At 57.7% G+C, this 12,345-nt stretch carries 19 protein-coding genes and 1 pseudogene; all 20 read right to left on the bottom strand.

The window, feature by feature from the left end:
- Positions 1-52: 52 nt before the first annotated feature.
- The 20 genes and pseudogenes from V1292_RS18050 to V1292_RS17955 all read right to left on the bottom strand — a co-directional run bounded on the left by V1292_RS18050 (position 53) and on the right by V1292_RS17955 (position 12,282).
- Positions 53-481: a GNAT family N-acetyltransferase gene (locus V1292_RS18050; protein WP_334374069.1), complete on the bottom strand. Its 429-nt coding sequence runs from the start codon at positions 479-481 to the stop codon at positions 53-55.
- Between the two features lie 47 nt (positions 482-528).
- Entirely contained in the window at positions 529-831 is a 303-nt protein-coding gene (locus V1292_RS18045) for a hypothetical protein (RefSeq protein ID WP_442894973.1), read from the bottom strand.
- The gene (locus V1292_RS18040; RefSeq protein ID WP_334374068.1) at positions 828-1,211 is read right to left on the bottom strand and encodes a hypothetical protein; all 384 of its coding nucleotides are present in this window, start codon (positions 1,209-1,211) and stop codon (positions 828-830) included. Before V1292_RS18040 ends, V1292_RS18045 begins: the two co-directional genes overlap by 4 nt.
- On the bottom strand, positions 1,202-1,369 hold the full coding sequence (locus V1292_RS18035) for a hypothetical protein (protein ID WP_334374067.1): 168 nt from the start codon (positions 1,367-1,369) through the stop codon (positions 1,202-1,204). The genes V1292_RS18040 and V1292_RS18035 overlap by 10 nt, the downstream gene beginning before the upstream one ends.
- A gap of 1 nt (position 1,370) precedes the next feature.
- A complete protein-coding gene (locus tag V1292_RS18030; RefSeq protein ID WP_334374066.1) occupies positions 1,371-1,601 on the bottom strand; it encodes a hypothetical protein in 231 nt (76 codons plus the stop codon).
- Positions 1,598-2,302, bottom strand: coding sequence for a hypothetical protein (locus V1292_RS18025; protein ID WP_334374065.1), 705 nt, complete (start codon positions 2,300-2,302; stop codon positions 1,598-1,600). The genes V1292_RS18030 and V1292_RS18025 overlap by 4 nt, the downstream gene beginning before the upstream one ends.
- Positions 2,303-2,468: 166 nt before the next feature.
- Positions 2,469-3,452, bottom strand: a complete 984-nt coding sequence (locus V1292_RS18020) for a phage tail protein (RefSeq protein ID WP_334374064.1) — start codon at positions 3,450-3,452, stop codon at positions 2,469-2,471.
- A gap of 33 nt (positions 3,453-3,485) precedes the next feature.
- Positions 3,486-3,686: a hypothetical protein gene (locus tag V1292_RS18015; RefSeq protein WP_334374063.1), complete on the bottom strand. Its 201-nt coding sequence runs from the start codon at positions 3,684-3,686 to the stop codon at positions 3,486-3,488.
- On the bottom strand, positions 3,658-4,161 hold the full coding sequence (locus V1292_RS18010; RefSeq protein ID WP_334374062.1) for a hypothetical protein: 504 nt from the start codon (positions 4,159-4,161) through the stop codon (positions 3,658-3,660). The genes V1292_RS18015 and V1292_RS18010 overlap by 29 nt, the downstream gene beginning before the upstream one ends.
- An 8-nt stretch (positions 4,162-4,169) precedes the next feature.
- On the bottom strand, positions 4,170-4,433 hold the full coding sequence (locus V1292_RS18005; RefSeq protein WP_334374061.1) for a hypothetical protein: 264 nt from the start codon (positions 4,431-4,433) through the stop codon (positions 4,170-4,172).
- A 153-nt stretch (positions 4,434-4,586) separates the two neighbouring features.
- Complete coding sequence (locus tag V1292_RS18000; RefSeq protein WP_334374060.1) at positions 4,587-5,576, bottom strand: hypothetical protein; 990 nt, start codon at positions 5,574-5,576, stop codon at positions 4,587-4,589.
- Positions 5,577-5,587: 11 nt separating this feature from the next.
- Positions 5,588-6,109, bottom strand: a complete 522-nt coding sequence (locus tag V1292_RS17995; RefSeq protein WP_334374059.1) for a hypothetical protein — start codon at positions 6,107-6,109, stop codon at positions 5,588-5,590.
- 260 nt (positions 6,110-6,369) lie between these two features.
- A pseudogene (locus tag V1292_RS33890) lies at positions 6,370-6,684 on the bottom strand (phage terminase large subunit); the annotation flags it as partial.
- A 215-nt stretch (positions 6,685-6,899) separates the two neighbouring features.
- Positions 6,900-7,163, bottom strand: a complete 264-nt coding sequence (locus tag V1292_RS17985) for a hypothetical protein (protein WP_334374056.1) — start codon at positions 7,161-7,163, stop codon at positions 6,900-6,902.
- Complete coding sequence (locus V1292_RS17980; RefSeq protein WP_334374055.1) at positions 7,164-7,325, bottom strand: hypothetical protein; 162 nt, start codon at positions 7,323-7,325, stop codon at positions 7,164-7,166.
- Between the two features lie 490 nt (positions 7,326-7,815).
- Entirely contained in the window at positions 7,816-8,187 is a 372-nt protein-coding gene (locus V1292_RS17975; protein ID WP_334374054.1) for a hypothetical protein, read from the bottom strand.
- A complete protein-coding gene (locus tag V1292_RS17970; protein ID WP_334374053.1) occupies positions 8,177-8,905 on the bottom strand; it encodes a hypothetical protein in 729 nt (242 codons plus the stop codon). The genes V1292_RS17975 and V1292_RS17970 overlap by 11 nt, the downstream gene beginning before the upstream one ends.
- Positions 8,906-9,141: 236 nt before the next feature.
- Complete coding sequence (locus V1292_RS17965; RefSeq protein ID WP_334374052.1) at positions 9,142-9,543, bottom strand: hypothetical protein; 402 nt, start codon at positions 9,541-9,543, stop codon at positions 9,142-9,144.
- A 174-nt stretch (positions 9,544-9,717) separates the two neighbouring features.
- Positions 9,718-10,368 carry a hypothetical protein gene (locus V1292_RS17960; protein WP_334374051.1) on the bottom strand — a complete coding sequence of 217 codons (651 nt, stop codon included), beginning with the start codon at positions 10,366-10,368 and terminating at the stop codon, positions 9,718-9,720.
- Positions 10,369-10,965: 597 nt separating this feature from the next.
- The gene (locus V1292_RS17955; RefSeq protein WP_334374050.1) at positions 10,966-12,282 is read right to left on the bottom strand and encodes a hypothetical protein; all 1,317 of its coding nucleotides are present in this window, start codon (positions 12,280-12,282) and stop codon (positions 10,966-10,968) included.
- Between the last annotated feature and the right edge of the window lie 63 nt (positions 12,283-12,345).

The following is a 12,345-nucleotide window of genomic DNA, read 5'->3' as shown; positions in this document are numbered from 1 at the left end:
CGATGGCCACCGGGCGAGTAGAGGCATTTTGAGGCATGAAAATGCCAAGCAGCTATTTCATGTCCTTGCGCCAATAAAGCGTGTTCGGCCAGGCCCAGGGATGCGTTGGGCTGAACAGGCGGTAACCCGCGCGAATGAAGTTGTTGGCTGATGAAATATTGTCCGTCGTGTCAGATACGATCGAACACCATCCATTCAGACGCGCACGCGCCTCCATGGCCCGCATCAGGCGCAACTGAAGCCGACGTCCGCAATGCTTGCCCAGCACGCCAACGCGGCAAAAATAGCCCGCTTTGAAAACGTGCGTCGACGGAATGACACCGGCGAAAGCGACGGGCCTGGTTCCGCAAAGCGCAAGCCACCAGTGCCCCTGATCGAATTGCGGAACGGGTGCGGTGTCAAGAAACGTCAACTGATGAAGCTCTGCAAGTGTGTCCGCAATATCGTCGTCGCTCCCGTCAACCTCGCGAATTTGATACATGTCGCGCCTGCATCCGAGTTCGTCTATGTGTGCGGCAAGTCAACCGATCATTTGCCGAGCGTCGCCTTGATGCCGAGCCACACGGCACCGACGAATCCCGTCACGATCATCGTGACGACTGCCTTGAAGGTATAGCTCTGCGCCTGCTCGACGCTTCTGCGCCAGCGCCGCAGGTGCTGAAAATCAGCGCGAAGCTCTCTTCGATCGTCCTCGTCGATCCCAAACGAAGTCAGTGTCGTTGCGACGGCTTTGAGAACCACTGCGTCGATATCGTCGTGACGAATCCGTTGCTGTTCGGCCAGCGTCTCGATGACGATGGCCCTGACATCCGCCGCCTGCATCCCGGTCATCGCTTGATAATCCGCGCCACGTTCTCGAAACCTCGCTTGGCGAAATAGAACGACACCACGAGATTCGAGGTGATCGCCGCAAAGCCCGCGAGCGGATCGGTCGTGCCAAGGCCGAGAACCTTGTCCCAGATCAAGAGTTTTCCAAAATAGATAGCCACGAAATATCCCATCAGCTTGTCCGGCTCATACCAGTGTCCGATCTCGGCGAGGCGATATTGCATGATCGCGTTGGTTTCGGAGACCTGCGCGGCGATCTCGGCAGATGCCGTCTCACTCGCGATCCTCTCCGAGGTGTTACCGGCAGCAAGCTTCGCTTTGTAACCTTCGATCAGACCCTTGATGACCGGGCCGCCGATGAAACTGACGATGGTCATCCACATTTGCGCGTCTCCAGCGTCATCCATACCGCGACCACGACCGCCAACCCTTCAGCGCCGAACACGCCGGGGCGAACGTGATAGAGCTGGCTCGCGATCCAGATTACCCATCCGCCTGCCAGCACGGCCGTCCAAGCCAGCAGGGCGAGCACGATTTTCATGTCAGAGCGTCCGGCGGCGGCAGGCCTCGGTGATAACGCCGGCCAGCGCTGCAAAGGCCAGCATCTTGAACGCCGACCTGGCGTCCAGGCTCGATAGCTGGGTGAAGTCGTATCCCGAAAAGGCGGCGATGATCCCTGCGCCAACGATGCCGACGACGTACTGGATACGCGCCCAGAGGATCGTCACGGAATCCTTGAACCACGCCTTGATCTCGTCCCATGTGCTGATCATGCTTTCCTCCTGAAAACCACGTTGAAAATGTTGGCGATGAACGCCCCGATCGAGCCTTTCGACGGATTGACGATCGATGGCGTGGCGGGCTTTTCAGCCGGGATCGGCTTGACGGAAGCCGCGGGCGTAATCGTCGCACCCGTGAACGTGATGGTGGGATCAAGCGCCATCATCGCCATCAAGAGGCCGGCGCAACCAGGCTGGCCGTCCACGACGTTCGGATCGTAGACGCCGTCGCGGACATACTTGCCGGATCGATACTGATCGGTGCCGGACCAGATGTAGGGCGACGGCCTCCCGCGCGCGGCGTAACCAAGCCCGTTATATTGCTCGAGCTTGGCCAGCGTCCGGCCAATGCTCCAGTCCTTGTTGCGTGCAGCATGAGGCGCGCAATTGACGAGCGCGTCGATTGCAGCCTCTTCCCAGGACCTGAACGGCCCCCGGCCCGCGGGCACATGAACCGAAACCCTGTTCCAGGGATCGCCTTGCGCCAACGACCCCGTCCAATCCTGCGAGCACTCGCGCTGGTGGATGACGGCAATCACCGCCCACGGTACGCCGGTTTTGGCGGAGACGGCCTGGTATCGAGCTTTGGCAGCGGGCGCGATCAGGTGGCCGGCAATGGGCGTGAAATTTCGCGTCAGCTTGGCATTATTCCAGCGCTTCGCATTCGCCGCGGTGAGGGCGTTAAGGTCGATCATTGATGTTCTCGGGGCGGTTGTGGTAGAGAAACGACATGTCCAGAAGGGAAATGATCGCAGGCGCCTTGATCATCGCGTTTAGCGTAGCGCTAACGCTTTGGATGCCGCGATCGTCGCCGAAACCCTGTGATGGTCCCGTGCAGACATTGTTCTGGAATTGCACCCGTTAGATTATCCGGATGATGTAGTTGCAGACGATAGTTGGTTGAACGTTGTTATGTGCACTGCCGCTGCCTGCATTGGCGTTGGTGATTGAAATTCCGGTCATTGCATTCAGAACGTATCCCGATTGACTGCCTGCCGAATTCACGGCTGTACCCGTTCCGGCGCTGCCAGTTGAGCCTCCGAGAACAAAGGTCACCGAGTGCGTATGTCCCGGGTCACTTAGGGTATTGGCATGACTATGCGTCGGCATCTGAGCGGTCGTCAGCACATGAACCTGACTGCCACCCGTAGCACCGCGGGTATTGCCGTCCGGTGTCATGGTGGAGGATGTCAGAACGGCGCCGGTTGGGTCCATCTGTGCAGATATCCGCCCACGGCGATCGGGCATGTTGAACGTGGTACTGCCGTCACCGACTCCATAAGTCGTGCCAAAAAGAGCAAACAGCGATGCGTAGGTCGTGCGGGAAATTGCCTGACCAATTGGGAAAGCAAATGAGGTGTTGGGCGCCGTTGCCCCCCAATAATCCAGCCCGGCCCCCAATGGCACGTTGTACGGGTTGCCGTAGAAGTTCTGGAGATACCAGACTGCATCCGAATTGTTGTAGAGCGCCAGATACGGCGTCCCTTGGATCAGTGTTCCTGCTGGCAACTCGACGCCGGGCGCCGATCGCAATGGCTTGGCGCCCAGCGAATCCACATTGAGCGTTACCGTCCCACTATTCGTCGCATGTGGCGTGAACGCGATGATCTGTCCGTTAAGGCGAGTTAGCGTATCGAACGCCTCGTAGGAGGTGACCGTATATGCCGTCGCTGTCCCGCCGGTGACGATCGCGCCCGTAATATCGTCGCGGTGTTTGGCGATCGACGCCATCATCGCGCGCGCCGAGTCGTTCACGCTGGAGGGCGACTGCCCTTCCTGCCAGTTGATCGAAGGATCGGCAGTCGCGTTGTTTGCCGCCGTCTGCGACCATCTATAGAGAGTCATCTTCGAATTCCTCCGTTTCCAGCAAATGACCGGTCATGCCTTGCTGTCCAGTTCGAGATATTGCGCACAGGGGCACGCTGGCGCCCGTGCTGTCAGGAGATTTCGGATCACACCGGGCGGAACGCCGGGGCTTTGCTTGGCCACGGCGTCTACGTGTGCGTCCATGATTTCCTCAATTTCGGCCCTGACCTGCTTGATGCGCTCTTCAAGCGTTGGGGTGCGTGTCGTTTTCATTGGATTTGCTTTCCTCATTCGTACGGGTCTCGCTCTTCTGGTATGCCGCCAGCTTGTGCCTGGCGGTGGCTGCCTCGTTCTGCGCCCGCCGCAGCGCCTTTTCGCGTTGGGCTTCGTGGGCTGCCACATAGACCTGCAGGTCATACGGCAGCGACCTGAAGCGCTGCTTGCGGTCGCTCGGCCACGAGCGCGGCGGATCGATGCCGGCGAGATCGCTGATAGCGGCTGCTGCCGCGCCCCCGAGCGTTGGGTCGGGTAAGCCGGCCGAGACATGCAGCCGCGATATGTCCTGGACCGCAGGCCAAAGCCGCTCGATACCGAGCGGAGCGCAGTCCAAGACAAACCGCGCGACATGTGCCGGCGCCGCGGGACAAGGCGACAGGCCGTGCAGTTCGCACCATTTCGCGAACATCGGCGCAGCCTGCATCCGGGCTCGCGCCAGGGCGGCGAGCACCGGGTTGATGCTAGGACGCATCAGGCGTTCTAGCGCCTGGCCTTGCGCAGCGCTTCGTGAACGGTGCCCATCTTCTTACGCAAGTCCATCAACCGCACGCGCCGGCGCAGACTGTGCGGACTGGAATCGATTTCACCTCGCAACTCGCTGTCAAATCTCTCGAGAGCTTCCGCGCGCTTCTGCACTCCGTGGAGCGCGAAGTTCTTCGATATGTCTTCAGTTGACATCGGCTCACCGTAGAGCTTTTCGGCTGCGGATTCGGCACGATCGATGAAGTCACGATTGTCCTGCATCGGTAAATTTCCCTTGAAACAAAAGCGCCATTTCCAGGCAGTGGCGCGAAGATTTGAAAGAGCGCCGTCGGCCTGACGGCTACCCGCACGGAAGCGGCGCGGCCGACAGCCACGCTCGTGAAAGCTCGACGGGAATGGACGTGGCCGGCGCGCCTACCGCGAACCAAAAAAGACCCAGGGTGGGAGAAGCCTCTGCGGCGCGGGATTGACGCCCGATGTCCCTAACGCGCTTTGTTGCGGCTGCGTCGGGTTCGCGGCATCGACACCCGCCACCGAGGCTATCCAGCCGGCGATCCCGCTAGGGAGCGGGCTCGGATTCGTAGGAGGGCCGAAAGGCGGCACCACCGCCCCGGCCCCGGGGGCCTGCGCCTGAGTAGTGTTCGCTCGATCCAGATAACGAAGATGCTCTTTGATCGCGGGAGGTGGAGCCGCCGTATAGCTCGGCAACAATCCCGGTGGCATGCTCCCGGGATAAGCAAGCTCTTTCTGGCGAGCAGCTTTCAACTGCGCGTCGGTGAAGGGGTGATAGACCCGTCCGATCCCGCGATCTGAGCCAGGTTCACCGAGCCGCCCTTGTCCGCGATATTCAATGGCAAAAGAAGCTCCCAAGTTCTCAGGATCATATCTTCTCCTAGCTGCTTCCCGAGCCAGTTCAACATGTAACCTTTTCCAATTGTTATCGCGGAAATCAAAATCAGTATCGAACGGCTTGATTTCAACTCTCTTGAATGTTTTGGTCCCATCTGGATTAACGACGACATCACCGGAGATCCTGGCGCTCTCATCTCCAAATACGAGCGCGCGGGTCGTGAAATCTCCCGATCCTAGATCCGTACGATAATGCGTTATCCCGGCCTTAACCGATGGATCATCCTCGTTCAAAGGCGCCAATTTCCAAAGATCATGCGTCCCCGGGGCAAGATCACGGCGATCGAGAACACTATCGATGATGGGAAACATTCCCGGATGATAGTATCGCCCTGGACCATCGCTCATGTACCAAGACATGTCCACCGCAACCGGCGACGGCCGTCCAGCAATCGGGACGGGCGTACCCGACGCGGTAGGCTCGAAATAGTGATCGAGAAATTGCTGCCACGTCCAACGATCACCATTTGTCAGCTTAACTTTGTTTCCGGACATTTCTTTTTCCTTTAATAATCTGCATCTTTGTAGGAATCAGAAGTGGAAATCACGCCGCAGTTCGACATCGCAACGAGAGCGGTATGGCTTTTCGAACTTCTCCATGGTCGCCAATAGATGCCTGCGTTTGGCGTGGTTGAAATGCTTGCCCCTAGATAAACGTCCCAGAAGATCAAACCGAACATGTTGCGAGAACGAAAGGCTTTGCAGCAACTTTCAGTTCGCTCGAGCGCATCGACAAAATCTGGTGCGCTACCGAAGCGCTCGGAACTGAAGAAAGGATTCTTGACCATCTTCTTCTTCGCGACAGCAATCGCGTCCGCCTCTGACTGAATGGGATGATCTCCCGGCTCGCAGAAGTTGTTCGTGCGATAGACGAACTGCATTACCCACACGACCAGAGAAACGGCTACTGCAAGAAACACATTTCTGGCACGAAAGATTTTCTTCATTTTTGGTCCTCGGTCGAATGAAGAGCTCATTTTGCGGCTGTCGCGGGGATTATTCGTGAACAGCGCCAGAACCTTGCGCACATAATTTCAGGATTTTTTGTGCAGATCCCCGCCGTTCCTGTCTGCGCGGCTTCTCAGCGTCTGCCGGATTTCCGCGCGTGATAGAGCGCCACCGCATCCTTGATGTCGCCGGAGCTTGAGAGTTTGGCGCTCAGCGTCCGCAGATCTGCCTGCTGCCGTTCCGAAGGTGTACGCGACGTGCCGGGCCGCACGACCGGCGGCAGCGGTCTTGCGGCGACGGCATCGCTTGCCTTCATCATCAGGCGATATTTCCCGGCGTCATCCTGCATCCCACGGAAGATTACAAGACCATCACCGGGCGTCTCGATCTTGTCGCTGTAGAGCTTGAAGCCGCTACCAAGGCCGAGGGACACGATCTTGCTCTCGATCAGCCGCTTCGAGGATTGCGCCAACGTCCGCTGCGCCTCGCGAATGCAGACAGCAAGCGTCCCACGCTCGGCCTGGCAGGTCTCGACCAGGAGCTCGCCGAAGAAATGCGATTTACCCGAGCCGCGACCGCCGTAAACGCCCTTGTAGCGTGCAGGTTCCAGAAGCGGCTCGAAGACCTTCGCTGTTGGGATTTTCAGGATCGACAATGACAGTGACCTATCCTGTTGGATGATTTCATGCTCACCATCAACCTCATCTCGATGTCAGGGGCCGACTAACGGAAGCGCCCTCAGGTTCTGAAGCGAGCCAAGCCAGACTCGTCCATGTCTTTCGTTGCGCGCCGATGGGTGGTTCGAAAAATCGGCGTTAGAACGCAGAGAACTGCCGGAACAAAAGATCGCTAGCTGCAGCACGGGACGCCTCAAGCACTCTCCCTGTCCCGGCTTTCTGGATGAACAATGACACGCTCGATCCGGTGGATCAGCTCGAGCGCACCGTCGCCGCTGTTTTCCAGCGGTTGCGTGGCCTTGCCCCAGCCGCGGTCGAGAATGGCATTGGCAGCCGAGACACGGGCGGCGGGAGTGGCATCCTTGCTTCGCATGATGCCGACGAGAACGCGGATTGCGGTTCGGGTATGGCTACGCGCTAAGGATCGGATCTCAAGGAGCGCCTTTGCTTTGCCCATTTAGGCTTCTCGGCTGGCCGGTCCGCCATGCTTGTCTGGAGTTGCATCGAAACGACCGATGGAGGACTCGCGAAGCGCGGTGCGAAAAGCAATTGTCGGAAAATCCGTCTGCGCGTCGTCGCGTTTGGGACGCGGGATGAACTGGATGATGTCGGTACTCATGAGAACTCCTCCGATGCGGCGATGACAATGAGGCCGACAAGCGCGAGCGATATCAGGCAGGCGGTCATCGGCTTCTCTCCAAATGTGCGGCATGATCGCGGTGTGCAGGCGCAGATCATTTGGGGCGCGAACCTTATCCCGTCGGGGGCCGCGTGCGGCGCGTGACGAACCGCGCCGCGGCCGGCATGTTCGCGCATGCCGGCCAATTGTGTGGTGATGAGAAGGTTCGGACGGCGGCGCGCTCGTGACGCCCGGGCGGGGGCGTTGGGAGTTGCGGCGTCGATGTGCGGCCGCCGTCCGATTCGAAAAATTCCAAACAAAAAGCCCGCGGCGGATTTCTCCGCGCGGGCTTTGCAATTTTCGCGATGATGGCGTTATGCCGGTGATTTGCCCGACATGTCAATCCGCCTTCGAATAGTCAACGAATTGCGGAAAAGTCAACGAAACGGTTTCGGCAAATTGAAGCGGCTTTGGCTGACGCTACTCTCTATCAAGGACGGCCGGTCAGCGCGCGAAACAGCCACGGCTGCCGCAGCCCTTCGTTGTAAGACCCATTCTCATGCTGCGGCAGTACGCGCGGATCTGGGTTGGCCGGGTAAATGCCGGCCAAAGCGGCAATCCAGCCAGCGAGGCCATCCGGTGTATCCGGCGAAAAGGGATCGCTTGCGCGTTTCCCGAGCAAGCCGTTGAATCCTGATAAAGCCCGGCCTCCGAAACGGTCACCGAACGAAACGTTGGTATCGGGAGAGACAAGATCGTTGGTCGGCTCAAACGGCACGGGTGGCGTGCCCGTGTCGAATACTGATGCCTCTGGTTTGCCAGCAATGCGTCGACTGAGATATCGCACCGGCTTATCGCCCATGCTGGCGGGTCTGCCAGTCAGCAACGATGGCGCAGGCTGGTTCAGACTGCCACTGGGAGCTGCGGCCCCAGGTTCCAAAGCGGCCATTGAACAAATTCTGACTTATGCCGGTCGGAACTGCCGGAATCTCCAATCTCTGCACGGGAGTCCTCGCGCTTTTATTAATCGGATTGGTTAGGCGTTGGTCAAAGCCCGTAACGAAGGCGGGACTCGCTTTGCCGCTAACCGGATCAAACGCGAGCAGGCGGTCAGAGAATTCGGGAAACGCCGTGCCCGGGCCAAAAAACCCGGCGTGTTTCAAAACGGCCGCTGCGAAAGAATTACTGTTCTGAGAATATGGGCGGTATTCATAGCCCGTTCGATTCACTTCCTCACCAAAGCGCACCATCTTCGCCCACGCTGAACTCAGGTCATCGCCCTCGGCGATCATGGTACGCGGCCCGCTAACCGTTCCATTCGACCTCACCCATTTAGACTCGGCTCTAAGTCGCTGAAAACGTGAATCCGTATTATCCGCACCGCTAGAGAACACTTCCTCTCCAGCAGCCGCCAACAGCTTTTCAATACTGCGATTGAACTTGCGCTCTGGCACCCCTTCAAGGGTGTAATGATTTCCCTCGGAATCAATGTAATTCAACACAGCGTGGTGCGCCCACGTCGTGCCTCGATAAGGAATAGCTGTTGCATTTGTATACGTGATGAAAATTCTTTCAGGCATCTGAATACTCGCTTTTTCATTCGAGGAGCAGACATGGTCGGCGTGCAAAGCTTCACCCTGCAACCTAAGAAATTGTCATCATCGCGCGTGGAGGATTGGTCGATATCGAAGGTCGCGATCGCTAGACGATTGGCCGACCTGGAATCACCCAGCAATTTTGTCGACGCACGGTTGAAAAGAAATCGGCAGTTAGTCTGCGAGATTACCCTACCTACCGGCACGCATCATCGGTGCCGTTACTTCCTTACAAATACGGCATAGTGGTAAGAAGACCTTCGCTCTTTGGCTTCATAGACAAAGCCGACCTGAACGTCGTCGTTCGTGAAATCGATGAAAAATGTCTTTGATCCGGGGCTATAGCCAATTGGCTCGACGAAGCGTGACTTCACGACTTCCTCCAACAAGGCATCGACCTCGCAGCCCAGAAATGGAGCGTATCGGACCTCCAGATCTTTGTACGGAGTTCTCCAGTTTCTTTCTTTTGAAAGCAATTGATCCAGCTCGGCGACATAGGCGGATACTCTCTCGATACAGGAATTCGATCCGGCTTGCGCGACAGACTCGTCCACGAGACACACAAGTGCCGCGACCGCCGCAACGCCTAGCCTGCCTACCCTTATGTTCGGTAAAGCATTCATGAGAGCATACTCGGCAGTGACGTTACCGGAAACCAGATCCTTTCTCCGTTTTCATCAACGATGTCATTGCAAAACTGGTCAACCAACGTTTTTGCCTGAACGTTGAAAACCTTCGTTTCGGAATTTTCCCGGTCGGTAGCCCGCTGTGTGAATGTTCGAATTTCCTGCGCCATGTCAGGTCCCCACACACGAGACGGTGATAGAATAGAAGTCGCTCGACAATCTGCTCTGCAGACCGGTGCACTTCATGTGCTCGGCTTTCCAACCGAACTGCTCCGGTTTGATCTCGCCGCGCGCCAAAGCGCCGGTTCGGTCCATCACCAGATAGTACTGGATTGATGTATCAAGCAGGCCTGTCTCCCCCCAAGGGATAACGGCAGAGTCGGGCCAGCCCGCACCGCTTTTGGCCAGATCGAGGTAAGCATGCCGATTCAACTGAAAGCGGATTTGATCAAAGCAATAATCCAGTGCTTCAGCTCCCGTGAAATGATACGCCATCATTAGAGCTGCACACGAGAGCAAGCTTGGCGACTTCCAGGTCCCAAGCTCGATGAATCGGATAGTCAGGATGAACGCATAAGACTCCCCGACGACGAGCATAAAGAAGTTTTCGATTGCAGCCGACGCAATGCTTTCCGGCAACCGAAGATCAAGAACAAAACTCGTTGTCGACCAGCCGAGTGCGAAGGCAAACGGCAGATTGAAGCGCAGGCAAGCATAATAAAGGCCTGCATGGGAGAGTAACAGCACCGACAAAACGGCGAGCAACATTCTGTCGGAAGTGATCAGCTCTCTTGAACGCGAAGTTGCTTCGGTGGCGGACATGGATGCCTTCGCTCGGTGCTCGGCAACCATGAACCGAACGCATCAACCTTGTCAGGCTTATGAGGATTTTTCGTGCACATCCTTATGAGAGTCGACGGTGATTTCAGGATATTTCGTGCAGAGACGCTGCCCGGCGTTCAATCAGCAGCCTGACAGCGGCCCGAACTCAGGCGGTCATCGGCTTCTCTCCAAAAAGGAATGTGCGGCATGATCGCGGCGTGCAGGCGCAGATCATTTGAGGCGCGAACCTTATCCCGTTGGGGGCCGCGTGCGGCGCGTGACGAACCGCGCCGCGGCCGGCATGTTCGCGCATGCCGGCCAATTGTGTGGTGATGAGAAGGTTCGGACGGCGGCGCGCTCGTGACGCCCGGGCGGGGGCGTTGGGAGTTGCGGCGTCGATGTGCGGCCGCCGTCCGATTCGAAAAATTCCAAACAAAAAGCCCGCGGCGGATTTCTCCGCGCGGGCTTTGCAATTTTCGCGATGATGGCGTTATGCCGGTGATTTGCCCGACATGTCAAACCGCTTTTGAGTGGTCAGCGAATTGCAGAAAATTCGACTTCGGCAAATTGAACGGTTTTGGCTGACGCTGCGCTTTATCAAAGACGTCCAGTCAGCGCGCGAAACAGCCACGGCTGAAGCAGCCCGCCGTTGTAAGACCCATTCTCGTGCTGCGGCAGTACGCGCGGATCTGGGTTGGCCGGGTAAATGCCGGCCAAAGCGGCGATCCGGCCAGCGAGGCCATCCGGTGTATCCGGCGAAAGGGGATCGCTTGCGGGTTTCCCGAGCAAGCCGTTGAATCCTGATAAAGCCCGGCCTCCGAAACGGTCACCGAACGACGCCGTGGTATCGGGAGAAAGAAAATCGTTGGTCGGCACGAACGGCACGGGTGGCGCCCCCGTATCAAATACGGAAGCACGCGGCTGACCGGCGATGCGTCGAGTCAGAAATCGGCGATTTCCATCGACCTCAGAGGATGTCGCTCCGTCGGAAGTCTGCGGCGTCCCTATCGGCTTGGCCGGGTCGATGCCAGCGAGCCCACCGGGCATAGTTGGAGGAAAAGCGTCGCGTGCGCTGCCATGGCCGTAGGCTGACGAGGCTCTGGCTCCGAAACGGTCACCGAACGAAACGTTGGTATCGGGAGAAAGAAGGTCCTTGGTCGGCACAAACGGCACGGGTGGCGTGCCCGTGTCGAATACTGATGCCTCTGCTTTGCCAGCAATGCGTCGACTGAGATATCGCACCGGCTTATCGCCCATGCTGGCGGGTCTGCCGGTCAGCAACGATGGCGCAGCCTGGTTCAGACTGCCACTGGGAGGTGCGGCCCAGATACCAAAGCGGCCATTGAACAAATTCTGACGACGATGTTGGGGATTTCCGTTGGTCGGAACTAGCGGAATCTCCAATTCCTGCACAGGAGTCCGCATCGTCGCGGACTTGTTGAGTGGATTGGTTAGGCGTTGGTCAAAACCCGGAACGAAGACGGGATGCGCTTGGCCGCCAACTGAGTCAACAGCGAGCAGGCGATCGAAGAATTCGGGAAATGCCGTTCCCGGACCGAAAAATCCAGCGCGTTTCAAAGCGGCGGCCGCGAAAGAATTACTGTTCTGAGAGTATGGGCGGTATTCATAGCCGGTTGAATTCACTTCGTCACCGAAGCGCACCATTTTCACCCACGCCGAGCGTAGATTGCCGCCTTCAGCAATCATTGTGGTCCATTGGTGACGCTGCTTGGATTCTACCTTGCGAGATTCGGCGCGAAGTCGCCGAAATGGTGAATCCGAGTTGTTCTCGCCACTTGACAACAACTCCTCTCGAAGAAATGCCGCTAGCTTCTGAGCATTGCGATCGAACTTTCGCTCCGGCCTTGCCTCTAGGGCATAATGATTTCCATTGGAATCGATGTAGTTCAGCACAGCATGGTATCCCAGAGTCGTACCTTGATAGGGGACAGCCGTGGCATTCGTATACGTGATGAA

The organism is Bradyrhizobium sp. AZCC 1719 (assembly GCF_036924525.1).
Lineage (GTDB): Bacteria > Pseudomonadota > Alphaproteobacteria > Rhizobiales > Xanthobacteraceae > Bradyrhizobium.
The sequence above is the reverse complement of the archived record's forward strand: the minus strand, read 5'-3'. Positions and strand labels throughout refer to the sequence as shown.

What these genes read in the sequence shown, in the direction of transcription:
- V1292_RS18050 (WP_334374069.1), bottom strand. Translation starts at nt 481, where the DNA reads ATGTATCAAATTCGCGAGGTTGACGGGAGCGACGACGATATTGCGGAC.
- V1292_RS18045 (WP_442894973.1), bottom strand. Translation starts at nt 831, where the DNA reads ATGACCGGGATGCAGGCGGCGGATGTCAGGGCCATCGTCATCGAGACG.
- V1292_RS18040 (WP_334374068.1), bottom strand. Translation starts at nt 1,211, where the DNA reads ATGTGGATGACCATCGTCAGTTTCATCGGCGGCCCGGTCATCAAGGGT.
- V1292_RS18035 (WP_334374067.1), bottom strand. Translation starts at nt 1,369, where the DNA reads ATGAAAATCGTGCTCGCCCTGCTGGCTTGGACGGCCGTGCTGGCAGGC.
- V1292_RS18030 (WP_334374066.1), bottom strand. Translation starts at nt 1,601, where the DNA reads ATGATCAGCACATGGGACGAGATCAAGGCGTGGTTCAAGGATTCCGTG.
- V1292_RS18025 (WP_334374065.1), bottom strand. Translation starts at nt 2,302, where the DNA reads ATGATCGACCTTAACGCCCTCACCGCGGCGAATGCGAAGCGCTGGAAT.
- V1292_RS18020 (WP_334374064.1), bottom strand. Translation starts at nt 3,452, where the DNA reads ATGACTCTCTATAGATGGTCGCAGACGGCGGCAAACAACGCGACTGCC.
- V1292_RS18015 (WP_334374063.1), bottom strand. Translation starts at nt 3,686, where the DNA reads ATGAAAACGACACGCACCCCAACGCTTGAAGAGCGCATCAAGCAGGTC.
- V1292_RS18010 (WP_334374062.1), bottom strand. Translation starts at nt 4,161, where the DNA reads ATGCGTCCTAGCATCAACCCGGTGCTCGCCGCCCTGGCGCGAGCCCGG.
- V1292_RS18005 (WP_334374061.1), bottom strand. Translation starts at nt 4,433, where the DNA reads ATGCAGGACAATCGTGACTTCATCGATCGTGCCGAATCCGCAGCCGAA.
- V1292_RS18000 (WP_334374060.1), bottom strand. Translation starts at nt 5,576, where the DNA reads ATGTCCGGAAACAAAGTTAAGCTGACAAATGGTGATCGTTGGACGTGG.
- V1292_RS17985 (WP_334374056.1), bottom strand. Translation starts at nt 7,163, where the DNA reads ATGGGCAAAGCAAAGGCGCTCCTTGAGATCCGATCCTTAGCGCGTAGC.
- V1292_RS17980 (WP_334374055.1), bottom strand. Translation starts at nt 7,325, where the DNA reads ATGAGTACCGACATCATCCAGTTCATCCCGCGTCCCAAACGCGACGAC.
- V1292_RS17975 (WP_334374054.1), bottom strand. Translation starts at nt 8,187, where the DNA reads ATGGGCGATAAGCCGGTGCGATATCTCAGTCGACGCATTGCTGGCAAA.
- V1292_RS17970 (WP_334374053.1), bottom strand. Translation starts at nt 8,905, where the DNA reads ATGCCTGAAAGAATTTTCATCACGTATACAAATGCAACAGCTATTCCT.
- V1292_RS17965 (WP_334374052.1), bottom strand. Translation starts at nt 9,543, where the DNA reads ATGAATGCTTTACCGAACATAAGGGTAGGCAGGCTAGGCGTTGCGGCG.
- V1292_RS17960 (WP_334374051.1), bottom strand. Translation starts at nt 10,368, where the DNA reads ATGTCCGCCACCGAAGCAACTTCGCGTTCAAGAGAGCTGATCACTTCC.